The following is a 16784-nucleotide window of genomic DNA, read 5'->3' as shown; positions in this document are numbered from 1 at the left end:
ATGTACGCACCGGAGCGTCAGCAGGAGATCCTGCGGCTCGCCCGGGACGGCGGCCGGGTGGACGTCGTGTCGCTGGCCGAGGAGTTCGAGGTGACCGCGGAGACCATCCGCCGCGACCTCAAGGCGCTGGACCGCGCCGGTCTGGTCCGCCGGGTGCACGGCGGCGCGATCCCCGCCGGCCGGCTCGACTTCGAACCGGACCTCGCCGAGCGCGAGTCCACGGCCGCCGACGAGAAGGACCGCATCGCCAGGGCCGCCCTGGCCGAGCTGCCGGCCGACGGCACGCTGATCCTGGACGCCGGTTCGACCGTGGCCCTGCTGGCCGCCGCGATCCCGCCGGAGGCCACGCTCACCGTCGTCACCCACAGCCTGCCCATCGCCGCCCGCCTCGCCGACCACCCCGGCATCCAGCTCCACCTGGTCGGAGGGCGCGTGCGGCACCGTACGCGCGCCGCCGTGGACGCCTGGGCGCTGCGCGCGTACGGCGAGATCCGCGCCGACGTGGTCCTGGTCGCCGCCAACGGCTTCTCCGCCGAGCACGGCCTGACCACCCCCGACCTCGCCGAGGCCGCCGTCAAGCGGGCCGCCGTAGCCGCCGCCCGCCGTGTGGTGCTGCTCGCCGACTCGTCCAAGTACGGCCAGGAGCACTTCGCCCGCTTCGGCGCCCTGAGCGACGTGGACCTGCTGATCACCGACAGCGGGCTGAGCCCCGAAGACGCCACCGCCATCGAGCGCGCCGGCACGGAAGTAGTACGCGCATGATCCTCACGGTCACCCCCAACCCGTCCCTGGACCGCACCTACGAGGTGCCCTCCCTCGACCGCGGCGAGGTCGTCCGCGCCACCGGCGAACGCGTGGACCCCGGCGGCAAGGGCGTGAACGTCTCGCGCGCGGTGACCGCGGCCGGCCGGCGCACCGTCGCCGTGCTGCCCCTCGGCGGCGCGCCGGGCGCCCTCGTGGCCGACCTGCTCGACGCCCAGGGCATCGAGGTCGCGCCGGTGCCGGTCGCCGGAGCCACCCGCTCCAACATCGCGCTCGCCGAGGCCGACGGCATCCTGACGAAGATCAACGCGCCGGGCCCCGAACTGTCGGCGGCCGAACGCGAACTGCTCCTGGAGACCGTACGCGGCCAGTCGCCCGGCGCGGACTGGATCGCCTGCTGCGGCAGCCTGCCCCGCGGCCTCGCCCCCTCCTGGTACGCGGACCTGGTCGCCCGGGCGCACGCCGCCGGCGTCCGCATCGCCCTGGACACCTCCGGGCCCGCGCTGCTCCAGGCGCTGCGCGAGCGGCCCGACGTGGTCAAGCCGAACGCCGAGGAACTGGCCGAGGCCGTCGGGCGTCCCCTGGCCACCGTCGGTGACGCCGTGAAGGCCGCCGAGGAACTGCGGGAGCTGGGCGCCCGGTCCGTGCTCGCCAGCCTCGGCGCCGACGGACAGCTGCTCGTGGACGACGCGGGCACCTGGTTCGGCAGCGCCCGCGTGGACGCCGTACGCAGCAACGTCGGCGCCGGTGACGCCTCCCTCGCCGGTTTCCTCGTCGCCGGGGGCGCGGGGCCGGCCGCGCTGGCCTCCGCTGTCGCGCACGGCGCCGCCGCCGTCCGGCTGCCCGGCAGCGTCATGCCGACGCCGGCCGACCTGGACCCGGACGCGGTGACCGTCACCGCCGAGGTGCCGGTGGACCGCGCCCTGACGGAGCCGGCGTCATGACCGCCCACCGTGCCGACCGCGCCCCTCGGGCCCCTGGTCCTCCCCGCTTCCTTCCCGTCCCCGGAACCGTTCCTGGTCCCGGGCGCCCCACTCCTCTCCCCGTCCCCACCCACGCCCACCACCCCACGTTCCGGGCGATACGCGAGCTAAGGAGCCCGCGATGAGCGACATGATCACGGCGGACCTGGTCGACCTCGGCCTGTCCGCCGACACCAAGGAAGCGGCCGCCCGCGCCCTCGCCGAGCGGATGGTGGCCCTGGGCCGGGTGACCGACCTGGAGGGTTTCCTCGCCGACGTGGCGGCCCGCGAGGCGCAGATGCCGACCGGGCTCGACGGCGGCATCGGCATCCCGCACTGCCGCAGCGAGCACGTCACCGAGCCGACGCTCGCGTTCGGTCGCAGCGCGGCCGGCGTCGACTTCGGGGCGGCGGACGGACCGGCCGACCTGATCTTCCTGATCGCCGCCCCGGCGGGCGCCGACGACGCCCACCTGACGATCCTCTCGTCCCTGGCGCGGCAGCTGATGAACGCCGACTTCACCGCCACGCTGCGGTCGGTGGACGACGCGTCCGCCGCGGCGGCGCTGATCCGCGGCGAGGAACCGGCCCCGGCGCCGGACACGGCCCCCGCCCCGGACACGGCCCCGTCCCCGAACTCCGAGGGCACGGCTGGCGCAGGAGGCGCAGGAGGCGTCGAAGACGCCGACGGCACCGATGACTCCGTGGCGGGCTCGGCGGCGGCCTCCGCCGAGCCCGCCACGGTCAGCGCCGACGAGGCCGCGGAGGGGGCAGGGCCCGACCGCCCCTTCCGCATCGTCGCCGTCACCTCCTGCCCCACCGGCATCGCGCACACCTACATGGCGGCCGAGGCGCTGGAGAACGCGGGCCGTGCGGCGGGCGTCGAGGTCGTCGTCGAGACCCAGGGATCGGCCGGTTTCACCCGGCTCGACCCGGCGGTGATCGAGGCGGCGGACGGCGTGGTCCTCGCCCACGACGTGCCCGTACGCGACAAGGACCGCTTCGCCGGCAAGCCCACCGTCGACACCGGCGTCAAGGCGGCCATCAACCGCCCCGCCGAGTTGATCGGCGAGGTCCGCGACAGGGCCGCCCGCGGCGAGGTCACGGCGGCCGGTGCCCGCGGTTCCTCCGGGTCCTCCGCTTCCTCCGGGTCCTCCGGTACGTCGCCCGTCGAGCGCGGCGGCGCCTTGGGCGAGGGATACGGGACGAAGCTGCGCGTCTGGCTGATGTCCGGCGTCAGTTACATGGTCCCGTTCGTCGCGGCGGGCGGTCTGCTCATCGCCCTCGGCTTCGCGATCGGCGGCTACGAGATCAACAAGGCGCCGTCGGTGATGGACCACTTCGTCTGGTCCCAGGCCGACAGCTGGGCGGCGCTGCTGTTCCAGATCGGCGGCGTGGCCTTCGCCTTCCTCGTCCCCGTGCTGGCCGGCTACATCGCCTACGGCATGGCCGACCGCCCGGGCCTCGTCCCCGGGTTCGTCGGCGGCTCGATCGCGCTGACCATCAACGCCGGTTTCCTCGGCGGTCTCGCGGCCGGTCTGATCTCCGGCGCCGTGGTGATGGCGATCCAGCGGATCCGCATCCCGGCGGCCCTGCGCGGCATCATGCCGGTGGTGGTGATCCCGCTGGTCTCCTCGGCGGTCGTCGGCTTCCTGATGTTCGTCGTCATCGGCAAGCCCATCGCGTCCGCGCAGAAGGCGATGACCGACTGGCTGAGCGACCTGTCCGGCGCCAACGCGATCCTGCTCGGCGCCCTGCTCGGCCTGATGATGTGCTTCGACCTGGGCGGCCCGGTCAACAAGGTGGCCTACGCCTTCGCCACCGCCGGCATCGCGGTCTCCGACCCCAGCGACTCCGCGATGAAGATCATGGCGGCGGTCATGGCGGCCGGCATGGTCCCGCCGCTGGCGATGGCCCTGGCGACCACCGTGCGCGCCCGGCTCTTCAACGCCGCCGAGCGCGAGAACGGCAAGGCCGCCTGGGTCCTGGGCGCCTCCTTCATCTCCGAGGGCGCGATCCCGTTCGCCGCCGCCGACCCGCTGCGGGTCATCCCGGCGTCGATGGCGGGCGGCGCGCTCACCGGCGCCCTGTCGATGGCCTTCGGCGCCACGCTGCGCGCCCCGCACGGCGGCGTCTTCGTGGTGCCGCTGATCGGCAACCCGCTGCTCTACCTGGTCGCCATCGCGGCGGGCGTCTGCGTCACCACGGCCCTCGTGATCGTCCTCAAGGGACTGCGCAAGCCGGCACCGGGGGCGGCGGGCCAGGGTCCGGGCGGGTCGAGCCCGTCGGCCGCGGCGCCGGGGACGAAGCAGCCGGTGGCGGCGTAAGCGTCGCGTACGCGGGAGTGCCGGGCCGGGTTCCGTCGGGGACCCGGCCCGGCCGCGTCACGGGGAGACCTGCGCCGCGCGCCGCTCCATCGCCCGGCGGGCGGCCCCCTCGCTGTCGTACACCTCGCACATGTGGCGCCCGTCCGGCGTGGCCGTGTGCTCGACCTCCCACAGGGAGACCTCCGCACCGTCGCGGAGCAGGAACGCGTGCTCGTAGAGCGAGAAGCCGATCCGGGCGCGGCCCGCGCGGCCGGGGCCGCCGAAGGCCTGGGTGATCTGGTGGGCGGACGCCGTGGTCAGCCGGGCGGCGAGGTCGGCACCGGGCCGGTCCGGGTTCTCCGCGCGGCGCAGCAGCCGACGGGCGTGGTCCGCCGAGGCGTCGGGGACGTAGGCGTGCCGCGGGGCGGGGACCGGGGAGAGCTGCACCTGCACCGGCAGTTCGAAGTCGGGGGTGTCCGGCGGCAGGGCCAGCCGCGCGGTGGCGGTCCGCAGCTCCTCCTCGTCGACGTACACCTCGTGCTGCGGTTCGCTGCCCGGGGCGGTGTTGTGGACGAGTTCCCAGAGGGTCAGCGCGGAGCCGTCGGCGAGCAGCCAGGTGTGCCGGTACGTCTCGCGGTGCAGCCCGGAGCTGTGGTGCGCCGAGTGCAGCGAACCGTCGTGGGCCAGCGCGCAGTCCAGCTGTCGTATCGTCTCGTCGGGCAGCTCGAACGAGTTCAGTGCGCGACCGAGCAGTCGCATGAGGTGCTCCTCCGGAGACTCGGGCGACTCGTGTGGTTCGTACGCTGCCGTCTCGTACGGAACGCTCAAGGTTTCTCCCGGCGTTGCTGCATGTCACCTTGTGGGTGCATACCGTAGCCCCTCGGTCGGACATCGTGTCCGGGAACCGAGAAAACGTACGCACGAAAAACGCGCGGGCCGCGCGAGATGTTCCCGCGCGACCCGACGGAACGTCAAAATCCGCTGCTCAGACGGCCGGTCGGCCGGTCAGGCGGCGCTGCCGGCGACCCACTCGCTCCACGCCATGTTCCAGCCGTTGAGGCCGTTGTCCGGCGCGATCGTGCCGTCCGGGGAGTTCTCGACGGTGACGACGTCGCCGACGAGCGAGTTGTCGAAGAACCACTTGCCGTCACTGGCGCCCTGCCCGCCCTGGACGTCCCGCAGCCCGACGCAGCCGTGGCTGGTGCCCTGCGCGCCGAAGGGCGGATTGCCCGGGTCGTACCAGTAGTTGCCGTGGACGAAGGTGCCGGAAGTGCTGAGCCGCATCGCGTGCGGCACGTCCGGGATGTCGTACTCGCCGCCGAACCCGACCGTCGAGCCGTCCATGTGCGTCTGCTCGGACTTCTCCGAGATCACCATCTGCCCGTTGTACGTCGGGTTCTCGGCGCTGCCCGCCGAGATCGGGAGCGACTTGAGCGTCCTGCCGTCCCGCACGACCGTCATGGTCTGCGTGTTCGCGTCGACCGTGGAGACCTGCGCGCGGCCCACCGTGAAGGTCACGGTCTTCTTCTGCACGCCGTAGACGCCGTTCGCGCCCTCCACCCCGTCCAGGTCGATCTTCAGGGTGACTTTGGAGCCGGCCTTCCAGTACTCCTCGGGCCGGAAGTCGAGCAGCTGGGCGCCGAACCAGTGCCCGACCACCCGCTGGCCGCTGCTGGAGGTCACCGAGATGCGCGACTGCACGCTCTTCCTGTCGCTGATCGCCTTGTCGAACGTGAACGACACCGGCATCCCCACCCCCACCGTGCTGCCCCCGTCCGGGGTGTACGTGCCGATGAAGCTGTCGGCCGGGGAGACGGTGGTGAAGGTGGAGTCGGCGGCGGACGTGCGGCCGTCGGCGTCCTTCGCCCTCGCCGTGATCCGGTACTTGGTGCCGCGCTCCAACTGCTCCTTCGGCTTCCAGCTCCCGCCGTCGGCCGACACCGCGCCCGGCACGGCCGCGCCCGTCTCCGCCACCGTCATCCGCACCTCGGTCAGCCGGCCGTCCCCGACCTTGACGCCGGTCGCGTTGATCGAGGCGCCGGTCGACCCGTCCTTCGCCGAGATCACGACCTTCGCGACCGAGGTCTTCGCGGAATCCGCGCCGCCCTTGCCGTTCGCCCCGTCGTCGGCGCCGGCGGAGCCGCCGCAGGCGGTGAGGGTGAGGGCGCCGGCCACCAAGGCGGCAACGGCCCCCACTGCGCGTCGCGATGCTATGACCGGCGTTGTCACGGGCTGCTCCAGGATGAGGTGGTGCGCGGTGTTCCTTCAGCCCCGTAGAGGTGACCGGCGGACGGCCGGGTTCCCTCCGGCCGTCCGGAAAGCCGACGCGTGACAGAACCGGGACAATCACCTGCCCGAACCGCTCAACCGGCCGTGGACGGCGGCCCGTAGAGCTCCTCGTACGACGGCCAGGCACCGCCCGGCCCGGCCACCGGACCGGCGGCCCGCACGGCGCGCACGATCGCCCGCGTCACCATGTCCGCGCCCGCGGCCAGCACCTCGTTCAGCGCGAGCGGATCCGCCGCGTCGAGCGGGCGCTCCCCGGTCGCCAGGGCGAACACCGTGTCGCCGTCGCTGAGCAGGTGCACCGGCCGTACGGCTCGCGCGATGCCGTCGTGCGCCGTGCCGGCCAGCTTCTGCGCCTGCGCCTTGGACAGGTCCGCGTCGGTGGCGACCACGGCGAGCGTGGTGTTCAGCGGTGGCGGCGCGTTCCTCGCCGCCACCTCGGCGAGACGCCGCCGGGCCGCTTCGTGCACCTGCGGCGCCGGGTGGCGGACCCGCCCGCCCGCGAACAACTCCCCGTACAGCACGCCCGTCTCCGGATCCGTCACCGATCCCGCCGCGTTGGCCACCACCAGCGCCGCCACCGTGATCCCCGAGGGCAGCACGGTGCTCGCGGTGCCGACCCCGCCCTTCAGCGTGCCGACCACGGCTCCCGTCCCCGCCCCGACACATCCCTCGGCCGGCTCCGCGCCCGGCGCGCTCGCGTGGGCCGCCTCGGCCGCCGCCCGTCCGGTGGCCGCGTCCGGCCGCGCGCGGAAGTCGCCGCCGCGCCCCAGGTCGAAGACGCAGGCGGCGGGCACCACCGGCACCACGTGCGCGGGGTCCGGGCCGACGCGCACCCCGCGCCCGCGCTCCTCCAGCCAGGCCATCACCCCGGACGCCGCGTCGAGCCCGTACGCGCTGCCGCCGGTGAGCACCACCGCATGGACCCGCTGCACCAGGTTGCGCGGATCGAGCGCGTCGGTCTCCTTGGTGCCGGGCCCGCCCCCGCGCACGTCCACGGCGGCCACCGCCCCGCCCTCCGGCGCGAGCACCACCGTCGTGCCCGTGAGCCACCCGTCACCGGTGCGCGTCGCATGCCCCACCAGGAGACCCGCGACGTCCGTCAATGCGTCGACTGTCATGCCGTCAGTGTCGTCCAGACACCGGCGCCGGCGACGGCAGCGGACGGGACGGCACCGCGGGCCCCCGGCCTCGCCTCGCACGGGCCGTACCCTGGAGCCATGAGCACCACCCCCGACCCCGCGCCCCCGGCGCCCGGCCCCGCGCCCCGCACGCCCGGATCCGAGCCCGCAGCGCCCAGGCCCGCGCTGGTCTTCGACGACCCGCTGGACCAGCAGACCTCGGACGACACCGACCGCGGATGGGGCGAGCGGCCCGAGGGCGGCGACAGCGCGGCCGATCTGAAGCGCTTCCTGGACGAGAAGCCGCCCCACCACCTGTGAGACCCGCGGGCGGCGGCCCGCCACCGGGCCGCCGGGGACGCGGGCGGGACTACGGCCGGTCGTGGCCCGAGCCGCGCTGGGCGACCAGCGCGTCGCGGATCTCCTTGAGCACCTCCAGCTCGGAGACCTCGATGATCTCCTCGGCGCTCTCCTTCGCCTTGCGGCGGGCTTCCTGCCGGGCCAGGTACTTCGACATGGGCAGGACCATCAGGAAGTAGACGACGGCCGCGGTGATCACGAACGTGAGCGTGGCGCCCAGCACCGAACCCCACAGGATCCGCACGCCCGTCGCGCTGTCGCCGGTACCGGTGCACGGGCCCTTGAGGCAGGAGCTGTAGCTGTCCAGGCTCTGGGTGCCGAACGCTCCGACCAGGGGGTTGATGACCCCCTTCACCACCGAGTTGACGATGTTGGTGAAGGCGGCGCCGATGACCACCGCAACCGCCAGGTCGATGACGTTCCCACGCATCAGGAAGGCCTTGAAGCCCTGCCAGACGCTGGGCTCGTTCTTCTCGCTCACCTCGGGGGATCTCCTCGTATGGACCGGTCCCGCACGGACGCGGTGTGGAACAAAACGCTCCGCAACCTACGTCAGCGTTGGGCCGTCCTGTCCAATCCGGTCCCACGATCGAGCGACTTGACAGGCTCAGCACAGGGTCACCGCCAGTGGCGACCGTGCTCCCGCCCCGACCAGCCGGTGCGCGGTGGCGCGCGGCACCGACACCACGACCAGCGCCCCGCCCGCCGCGGCCTCGTCCACGGGCTCCGGCACCCGCGTCACCCGCACTCCGCGCGCGAGCACCGAGGCGTCGCCGGCCCCGCCGGCCCCGGCCGCGACGACGTCGACCCGGTCGCCGGGTTCGAGCAGCCGCACCGTGGCCGCGTCGGCGATCCGCACCGGCGCCGCCACCATCCGCGTGCCGTGCCGCTCGCGCACCGGCTCGGTCGCCGGATGTCCGCGTGCCCGCTGTGCGTCCTGCGCGCCGGCACCCGGTGTCGGGCCCGCCGCCACGAGCGCCGCGGCGGTCACGGCGAGCCCGGCGGCCACGGCGCGCCGCCGGTGGCGTACGAGCCGGTGCAGCTGCCGGTGCGCGCCGCCCACCCGCACCGGGGCGAAGTGCGGCACCTCGCAGGTCGGCGGGGCGTCGGTGCCGAGGGGCAGGGCGGAGGGGACGGAGGGACGGGACATGGTGACCACCACCTGTGACGAGGGACCGGCTTGCGCTCCCACGATGAGGCTTTTCGCCGCCGCCCGCCGGAGCCCGTGGACCCCCGGCCGGTTGTGGACAACTCCGCCACCCGAACGGGCCGTTCCGCCCCGCGGCCCCGAATCAGCCGTTCCGCCCCGCGCCCCCCCGAACCGGCCGTTCCGAACCGCACCCCCGCACCCCCGCCCGAGCCGCCCGGCACCCCCGCCCGAGACGCCCCCTACGGCAGCGTGATCCCCGGGTCCATGCCGCCCAGCGCGCGCGTGCACAGGCAGTCCCGCTCGCCGGTCGCCGGCAGCGCCGCCACCGCGTCGAACAGGACGCCCCGCAACCGGTCCACGTTGGCCGCGAAGACCCGCAGGACCTCCTCGTGCGAGACGCCCTCACCGCTCTCCGCGCCGGCGTCGAGGTCGGTCACGAGGGTCAGCGAGGTGTAGCAGAGCTCCAGCTCACGGGCGAGCGCGGCCTCCGGGTGGCCGGTCATGCCCACCACCGACCAGCCCTGCGCCCGGTGCCACTGGGACTCCGCGCGGGTGCCGAAACGGGGCCCCTCGACGACGACCAGGGTGCCGCCGTCCACCGGCTCCCAGTCCCGCCCCCGCGCGGCCTTCAGTGCGGCGGCGCGTCCGGCGGGGCAGTACGGGTCGGCCATCGACACGTGTACCACGTTGGGCACCGTGCCGTCGGGCAGCGGCGTCCCGTCGAAGTACGTCGACGGCCGGGTGCTCGTGCGGTCGACGAACTGGTCCGGCACCAGCAGCGTCCCCGGCCCGTACTCGGGGCGCAGGCCGCCGACGGCGCACGGGCCGAGGACCTGGCGCGCCCCGACCGAGCGCAGCGCCCACAGGTTGGCCCGGTAGTTGATCCGGTGCGGCGGCAGATGGTGGCCGCGCCCGTGCCGGGGGAGGAAGGCGACCCGCCGGCCGGCGACCTCGCCGAGGAAGAGGGAGTCGCTGGGCGGCCCGTACGGGGTGTCCACCCGCACTTCGGTCACGTCGTCCAGGAAGGAGTAGAAACCGGAGCCGCCGATCACGCCGATCTCGACGTTCGCCTTGTTCGCCATGCCCGCACCCTAACCGCAGCGCGGAACGCCGAGGACCCCGTCGTCGGACGACGACAGGGTCTCGTGAAGGGTGCGGGGAAGCCCTACGCGGCGGTGGTGCTGGAGGAGGAGCTGCCGGAGCCCGACGACGAACCGGAGCCCGACGACGAGGACGACGAACCCGAGTCCGAGGACGACGTCGACGAGGACGCGGCCGCCTTCGAGGACGACGCGGGCGAGCTGCTCGACGAGCTGCCGCGGCTGTCGTTGCGGTAGAAGCCGGAGCCCTTGAAGACGATGCCGACCGCGGAGAACACCTTCTTCAGGCGGCCCTGGCAGTTCGGGCACTCGGTCAGGGCGTCGTCGGTGAACTTCTGCACCGCCTCGAGGCCCTCGCCGCACTCGGTGCACTGGTACTGGTACGTCGGCACTTGTCTTCCTCCTGGCACTCTCACTCGATGAGTGCTAACGACGGTCCATAGTGACGCATTCCCCGGGATCAGTCCACTGCGGCGTGCTCGCGGTGACCGATGCCACGTGCGACCGTACGCCCCTGGGGCCGGGGCATCAGCCGCGACCGCAGCGCGACCAGCGTCGCCAGCGCCAGCACCGTGCCGGCCATCGGCACCAGGAACCCGGCACCGTCCCAGAAGCGGTCCTCCAGCTGGCCGGAGACGGTCACGGCCGCCGCCTGGCCGAGCGCCACGGCGCCGGTGAGCCAGGTGAACGCCTCGGTGCGCGCCCCGGCCGGGACCAGGCTCTCGACCAGGGTGTAACCGGTGATGAGGGCGGGCGCGATGCACACGCCGACGAGCAGGCCGAGGCCGGCCAGCACGAGCACCGAGTGGGCGGCCCACAGGCCGGACGCGGTCAGCGCGAGGGCGGCGTACCCGACCAGGAGGCGCCGCTGCGGGGCCACCTTCCAGGCGATGGCGCCGCAGGCCAGGCCGGAGAGCATGTTGCCCGCGGCGAAGACGCCGTACAGGACGCCGTTCAGTCCCGGTTCGCCGATCGACTCGGTGAACGCGGCCAGGGAGACCTGCATGCCGCCGAAGACGGAACCGATGCCCAGGAAGGCCACGATCAGGACGCGCACCCCGGGGATGCTCAGCGCCGAGACGTGCGCCACGCGCGCGTGGCCGCCGTCGGCGTGGCCGACCGCCGGCTGGGTGCTCTTCTGGGCGGCGAACAGCAGACCGCCCACCAGGGTGAGCGCGGCCTCGGTGACCAGGCCGGCGGCCGGGTCCACGGCCGTGCACAGGGCGGTCGCGACCAGCGGTCCGAGGACGAAGGTCAGCTCGTCCGTGACGGACTCGAAGGCGGCGGCCGTGCTCATCAGGGGGGAGCCCTTGAGCTTCACGCCCCAGCGGGCCCGCACCATGGGTCCGACCTGCGGCACCGAGGCGCCGGTGGGCACGGCCGCCACGAACAGCGCCCACAGGGGCGCGCCGGTGAGCGCGAGGACGGTCAGGGTCAGACCGGACGCGGTGTGGACCAGGACGCCGGGGAGCAGGACGGCGCGCTGCCCGTGACGGTCGGCGAGCCGGCCGCTGTAGGGGGCGAACAGGGCCATGGAGACGCCGGTGACGGCCGCCACGGCGCCCGCCGCGCCGTAGGAGCCGGTGGTGTGCTGCACGAGCAGCACGATGGAGAGCGTCAGCATGGCGAACGGCTGGCGAGCCGCGAAGCCGGGGAGCAGGAACGTCCAGGCGCCGCGGGTGCGCAGCAGTTGTCCGTATCCGGGGCGGGCGGAGCCGGACGCGGTGTGCCGCGTCCCCTCCGGCGACTTCTTCGACGGGGTGACCGTGGATGCCACGGCCCGTGCCTTTCTGCCGCCTGGTAGCGCGGTCCGCCTCGCGGCTGTCGCCGTGCGGGAGCGCCGAGAGCTGTCCTCTTGCGCGGACTGCGGTAGATGCCGGCGCCCAGGTGGGGAGGGGGCTTTCCGGCCGCCATACGGTCGCGCCAGCTCTGCGTCAGGCAGAGTTGGTTCGATCAGGTGCCGCCTTCATCGTACAGGGACCAAGAGGGGCACAGCCTGTGAAAGCGAGCACCCCCCTCACCTCCACCTGTGATTGCGCCTCACGTTCACCTGTGCTTGCGGTCCGGGTTCCCGCCGCCCAGCCAGCCGGCCAGCTTGCCGCCCTGGCCGACCGCGCGCAGCCGTGCCTCGGCGGCGTCCCGGACGGGGTCCGTGGCGACCACGAGGAGTTCGTCCCCGCGCCTCAGTCCCGTCGTCGGCAGCGGCACGAAGGACTTGCCGTCGCGGACGACGAGCGTGACGGCGGACCCGGCCGGCAGCCGCAGCTCGCTGACCTCGACACCGTGCATCCGCGAGCCCTCGGGGATCGTGACGGACAGCAGGTGTCCGCGCAGCCGCTCCAGGGGCGCCGACTCGATGCCGAGGTCGGCGGCCTCGGCGCCCTCGCCGAGGCGCAGCTTTCGCGCCAGCCAGGGCAGCGTCGGACCCTGGACCAGGGTGTAGACGACGACCAGGACGAAGACGATGTTGAAGATCCGGCGGCTGCCGTCGACCCCCTCCACCATGGGGATCGTCGCCAGGATGATGGGCACGGCGCCGCGCAGCCCCGCCCAGGACATCAGGGTCTTCTCCTGCCACGGCACCCGGAACGGCGTCAGGCACAGCACGACGCTCAGCGGGCGGGCCACCATGGTCAGCACCAGCCCGATGACCAGGGCGGGCAGGATGTCGTCGCCCAGTTCGTGCGGGGTGACCAGCAGGCCGAGCAGGACGAACATGCCGATCTGGGCGAGCCAGCCGAGCCCGTCGGCGAACCCGCGGGTGGCGGGCCAGTGCGGCAGCCGGGCGTTGCCCATCACCATGGACGCCAGGTAGACGGCCAGGAAGCCGCTGCCGTGGGCCATGGCGCCGGCCGCGTAGGCGGCGACGGCGATCGACATCACGGCGATGGGGTAGAGGCCGGAGGCGGGCAGGGCGACGTGCCGCAGCCCCCACGAGCCCAGCCAGCCGACCGCGATGCCGACGGCCGCGCCGATGGCCAGCTCCAGGGCGATCTCGCCGAGCAGCACGTACCAGTGCTCGACCGGGCCGGCCATGGAGAACGCGACCACCAGGATGACCACCGGGGCGTCGTTGAAGCCCGACTCGGCCTCCAGGGTGCCCGTTATCCGCGCGGGCAGCGGAATGCGGCGCAGCACCGAGAAGACGGCCGCCGCGTCCGTGGAGGACACCACCGCCCCGACGATCAGCGCCTGCCGCCACTCCAGCCCGGTCAGGTAGTGCGCGCCCGCCGCGGTCACGCCGACGCTCACCGCGACGCCCGCCAGGGCCAGCGCGGAGGCGGCCGGCAGGACCGGTCTGACCTCCTTCCACTTCGTGCCCAGACCGCCCTCGGCCAGGATCACGACCAGGGCCGCGTATCCGATGACCTGGGTCAGTTCGGCGTTGTCGAAGTGGATGTTCCCGATGCCGTCCTGGCCCATGGCGACACCGATCGCCAGGTACACGAGCAGGCTGGGGAGCCCGCTGCGCGAGGAGATCCGGACCGCCGCGACGGCGATGAGCAGGACGAGCGAGCAGACGAGCAGGAGCTGGTTGAGGTGGTGGACAGTCAGCGGCCGTTCCCTTTCCCTGGCGCACAGCACGGATCGCGGCGCGGACCGCGGCGCGGACCACAGCGGACGAGTGTGCGGACGAGTGCGCGGACGCACACCCCCATGGCACACGAAGCCGCAGTGCTCTGCGGACAACTACTTCGTTACCTTACCTAACTCTTGACGATTTCTTGACGCTAGCCCTGGCAAGATCGAACGCCCGTCCGTGCCGGTACCCGACTCCGCGTCAAGGGGGAGCGGGCCCTGCGCCTACAGTTGCTCCAGCGTTCAGTACAAAGCACAGCCCGCCCCTGCCGCTCGTGTTAGGACAGCAAGGACAGCGATGCCCCCCACCAACACCGCCTCTACGGGTCAGCAGCCCGGCAAGTCCGGCAGGAAGAAGGGGCGCAAACTACGCCTTCTCGTCCTCGTGCTGGTCCTGGCCGTCATCGGCGGCCTCGTCTACGGGGCGTACTGGTCCGTCAGCACCGTTCGCGCGTCCTTCCCGCAGACCAAGGGCTCGATCACGCTGGAGGGCCTGTCGGGGCCGGTCGACGTCAAGCGCGACGGGTACGGCATCCCGCAGGTCTACGCGTCCTCCGACGAGGACCTGTTCATGGCGCAGGGCTACGTCCAGGCGCAGGACCGGTTCTACGAGATGGACGTGCGCCGCCACATGACCTCCGGGCGCCTGTCGGAGATGTTCGGCGAGAGCCAGGTCGACAACGACGAGTTCCTGCGCACCATGGGCTGGCACCGGGTGGCGAAGGAGGAGTACGACGAGAAGCTGTCGGACTCCACGAAGAAGTACCTCCAGGCGTACGCCAAGGGCGTCAACGCCTACCTGGAGGGCAAGGACGGCGAGGACATCTCCCTGGAGTACGCCGCCCTCGGGTTCACCAACGACTACAAGCCCCAGGAGTGGACGCCGGTCGACTCGGTGGCGTGGCTCAAGGCCATGGCCTGGGACCTGCGCGGCAACATGAAGGACGAGGTCGACCGCGCCCTGATGACCAGCCGCCTGGGCCCCAAGCAGATCGCCGACCTGTACCCGGAGTACCCGTACGACCGGAACAAGGCGATCGTGCAGGAGGGCCAGTACGACGAGATCAACGAGACGTTCGGGGGCGGCGGCGCGTCCGGCGGCGACGGCTCCGGTTCCGGCACGGGTACGGGCGCAGGGACGGGGACCGGCACCGGTACCGGCGTCGGCACGGGCACGGATACGGGTACCGGCACGGGGACCGGGGCCGGCAACGCCCTGCAGAGCCAGCTGGCGGGCCTCCAGAACGTCCTGGACGACCTGCCCACCGCCGTCGGTGTGAACGGCAACGGCATCGGCTCCAACTCCTGGGTCGTCTCCGGCGAGCACACCATCACCGGCAAGCCCCTGCTGGCCAACGACCCGCACCTGTCGCCCTCGTTGCCGTCCGTCTGGTACCAGATGGGCCTGCACTGCCGCAGCGTCTCCGCGAAGTGCCAGTACGACGTGGCCGGCTACACCTTCGCGGGCATGCCCGGCGTCGTCATCGGCCACAACCAGGACGTCGCCTGGGGCCTGACCAACTCCGGCGTCGACGTCACCGACCTGTACCTGGAGAAGATCACCGGCGAGGGCTACCAGTACGACGGCAAGGTGGTCCCCTTCGAGACGCGCGAGGAGACCATCAAGGTCGCCGGCGGCGAGTCGAAGAAGATCGTCGTCCGCGAGACCAACAACGGGCCCCTGCTCTCCGACCGCGACGACGAACTCGTGAAGGCCGGCAAGAAGGCCACCGTCGACACCTCGGCCCCCGACCGCGGCGACGGCTACGGTGTCGCGCTGCGCTGGACCGCCCTCGACGCGGGCACCAGCATGGACGCCGTCTTCGCGATGGACCGGGCGAAGGACTGGGACGACTTCCGCGAGGCCGCCGCCCTGTTCGACGTCCCCTCGCAGAACCTCGTCTACGCCGACGAGCAGCACATCGGCTACACGCTGCCCGGCAAGATCCCGGTGCGCGCCGAGGGCCACGACGGCTCCGTCCCGGCGCCGGGCTGGAACTCCGAGTACCGCTGGACCGGCGAGTACATCGACCCGGACGAGCTGCCCTACGAGTACGACCCGGAGCGCGGCTACATCGTGACCGCCAACCAGGCCGTCGTCGACGAGGACGCCTACCCGTACACGCTGACCACCGACTGGGGCTACGGCACCCGCAGTCAGCGGATCACCTCCCTGATCGAGCAGAAGATCAAGGACGGCGGCAAGATCTCCACCGACGACATGCGCCAGATGCAGCTGGACAACAGCAGCGAGATGGCCAAGCTGCTCGTGCCCCAGCTGCTGAAGATCGACGTCGGCGACAAGGACGTCCGCGAGGCGCAGAAGCTGCTGGAGGGCTGGGACTACACCCAGGACGCCGACTCGGCCGCCGCCGCCTACTTCAACGCGGTCTGGCGCAACCTCCTCAAGCTCGCCTTCGGCAACAAGCTGCCCAAGGAGCTGCGCGCCGAGGGTCAGTGCCTGTGGGTCGACCCGGTCAACACCACCGGTCCGGCGGACGAGACGACCAAGGTCCGCGAGTGCGGCCAGCGCGACGCCGACCAGGCGCAGCCGGACGGCGGCGACCGCTGGTTCGAGGTCGTCCGCACCCTGATGGAGAAGCCGAAGAGCGACTGGTGGAGCACGCCCGCCTCCGGCACCCGCAAGGGCGCCCACCACAACCGCGACGACCTCTTCAAGCGGGCCATGATCGACGCCCGCTGGGAGCTGACCGCCAAGCTCGGCAAGGACATCGACTCCTGGAACTGGGGCCGGCTGCACCGCCTGTTCCTGAAGAACCAGACCCTGGGCACCGAGGGCCCCGGCTTCCTGAAGTACGCCCTCAACCGCGGCCCCTGGAAGCTCAGCGGCGGCGAGGCGGCGGTCAACGCGGCCGGCTGGAACGCGGCGGGCGGCTACGGGGTGGTGTGGGTGCCGTCCATGCGGATGGTGGTCAACCTCGGCGACCTCGACAAGTCGCGGTGGATCAACCTCACCGGCGCCTCCGGACACGCCTACAGCGCCCACTACACCGACCAGACGGACAAGTGGGCCGAGGGCGAACTGCTGCCGTGGGCCTTCTCCGAGAAGGCGGTCGACGACAGCACGAGCGACACCCTGGTGCTCAAGCCCTAGCCGGCACCGGCTGACGGACGACGGCGCCGGGGGGACACCCCCAC

14 protein-coding genes are annotated in these 16784 nt (G+C 72.9%); 5 read left to right on the top strand and 9 right to left on the bottom strand.

What is annotated here, in order from left to right; translation table 11 throughout:
• The 3 genes from ACFIF2_RS18610 to ACFIF2_RS18600 all read left to right on the top strand — a co-directional run bounded on the left by ACFIF2_RS18610 (position 1) and on the right by ACFIF2_RS18600 (position 4050).
• Entirely contained in the window at positions 1-762 is a 762-nt protein-coding gene (locus ACFIF2_RS18610) for a DeoR/GlpR family DNA-binding transcription regulator (protein WP_395573949.1), read from the top strand.
• Positions 759-1706: a 1-phosphofructokinase gene (pfkB, locus tag ACFIF2_RS18605; RefSeq protein ID WP_395573947.1), complete on the top strand. Its 948-nt coding sequence runs from the start codon at positions 759-761 to the stop codon at positions 1704-1706. Before ACFIF2_RS18610 ends, pfkB begins: the two co-directional genes overlap by 4 nt.
• 160 nt (positions 1707-1866) lie before the next feature.
• Positions 1867-4050 carry a fructose-specific PTS transporter subunit EIIC gene (locus ACFIF2_RS18600; RefSeq protein ID WP_395573945.1) on the top strand — a complete coding sequence of 728 codons (2184 nt, stop codon included), beginning with the start codon at positions 1867-1869 and terminating at the stop codon, positions 4048-4050.
• Positions 4051-4107: 57 nt separating this feature from the next.
• Here ACFIF2_RS18600 and ACFIF2_RS18595 read toward each other — a convergent pair whose 3' ends face one another.
• The 3 genes from ACFIF2_RS18595 to ACFIF2_RS18585 all read right to left on the bottom strand — a co-directional run bounded on the left by ACFIF2_RS18595 (position 4108) and on the right by ACFIF2_RS18585 (position 7436).
• Positions 4108-4857, bottom strand: a complete 750-nt coding sequence (locus ACFIF2_RS18595; protein WP_395573943.1) for a DUF6227 family protein — start codon at positions 4855-4857, stop codon at positions 4108-4110.
• A 177-nt stretch (positions 4858-5034) separates the two neighbouring features.
• Positions 5035-6258 carry an Ig-like domain-containing protein gene (locus ACFIF2_RS18590; protein WP_395573941.1) on the bottom strand — a complete coding sequence of 408 codons (1224 nt, stop codon included), beginning with the start codon at positions 6256-6258 and terminating at the stop codon, positions 5035-5037.
• 134 nt (positions 6259-6392) lie between these two features.
• Positions 6393-7436 carry a P1 family peptidase gene (locus tag ACFIF2_RS18585; RefSeq protein ID WP_395573939.1) on the bottom strand — a complete coding sequence of 348 codons (1044 nt, stop codon included), beginning with the start codon at positions 7434-7436 and terminating at the stop codon, positions 6393-6395.
• A 99-nt stretch (positions 7437-7535) separates the two neighbouring features.
• Here ACFIF2_RS18585 and ACFIF2_RS18580 point away from each other — a divergent pair, with 99 nt between their 5' ends.
• Positions 7536-7757, top strand: a complete 222-nt coding sequence (locus ACFIF2_RS18580) for a hypothetical protein (RefSeq protein WP_395573937.1) — start codon at positions 7536-7538, stop codon at positions 7755-7757.
• A 49-nt stretch (positions 7758-7806) separates the two neighbouring features.
• Here the strand turns inward: ACFIF2_RS18580 and mscL are convergent, their stop codons facing one another.
• From mscL to ACFIF2_RS18550, 6 genes are all read right to left on the bottom strand, one after another.
• Positions 7807-8277 carry a large conductance mechanosensitive channel protein MscL gene (gene mscL / locus ACFIF2_RS18575; protein ID WP_395573935.1) on the bottom strand — a complete coding sequence of 157 codons (471 nt, stop codon included), beginning with the start codon at positions 8275-8277 and terminating at the stop codon, positions 7807-7809.
• 126 nt (positions 8278-8403) lie between these two features.
• A complete protein-coding gene (locus tag ACFIF2_RS18570) occupies positions 8404-8883 on the bottom strand; it encodes a hypothetical protein (protein WP_395574307.1) in 480 nt (159 codons plus the stop codon).
• Positions 8884-9185: 302 nt separating this feature from the next.
• Positions 9186-10028 (bottom strand): S-methyl-5'-thioadenosine phosphorylase, encoded by an 843-nt coding sequence (locus ACFIF2_RS18565; protein WP_395573933.1) that lies wholly within the window; start codon positions 10026-10028, stop codon positions 9186-9188.
• A gap of 83 nt (positions 10029-10111) precedes the next feature.
• Positions 10112-10438, bottom strand: a complete 327-nt coding sequence (locus tag ACFIF2_RS18560; RefSeq protein WP_395573931.1) for an FmdB family zinc ribbon protein — start codon at positions 10436-10438, stop codon at positions 10112-10114.
• Positions 10439-10506: 68 nt separating this feature from the next.
• Complete coding sequence (locus ACFIF2_RS18555) at positions 10507-11823, bottom strand: MFS transporter (protein WP_395573929.1); 1317 nt, start codon at positions 11821-11823, stop codon at positions 10507-10509.
• A gap of 269 nt (positions 11824-12092) precedes the next feature.
• Complete coding sequence (locus ACFIF2_RS18550) at positions 12093-13631, bottom strand: potassium/proton antiporter (protein WP_395574305.1); 1539 nt, start codon at positions 13629-13631, stop codon at positions 12093-12095.
• A gap of 292 nt (positions 13632-13923) precedes the next feature.
• Here ACFIF2_RS18550 and ACFIF2_RS18545 point away from each other — a divergent pair, with 292 nt between their 5' ends.
• Positions 13924-16740 (top strand): penicillin acylase family protein, encoded by a 2817-nt coding sequence (locus ACFIF2_RS18545; RefSeq protein WP_395573927.1) that lies wholly within the window; start codon positions 13924-13926, stop codon positions 16738-16740.
• The last annotated feature ends 44 nt before the right edge of the window (positions 16741-16784 follow it).

It is taken from the genome of Streptomyces sp. BK79 (assembly GCF_044142145.1).
Classification (GTDB): domain Bacteria; phylum Actinomycetota; class Actinomycetes; order Streptomycetales; family Streptomycetaceae; genus Streptomyces.
The sequence above is the reverse complement of the archived record's forward strand: the minus strand, read 5'-3'. Positions and strand labels throughout refer to the sequence as shown.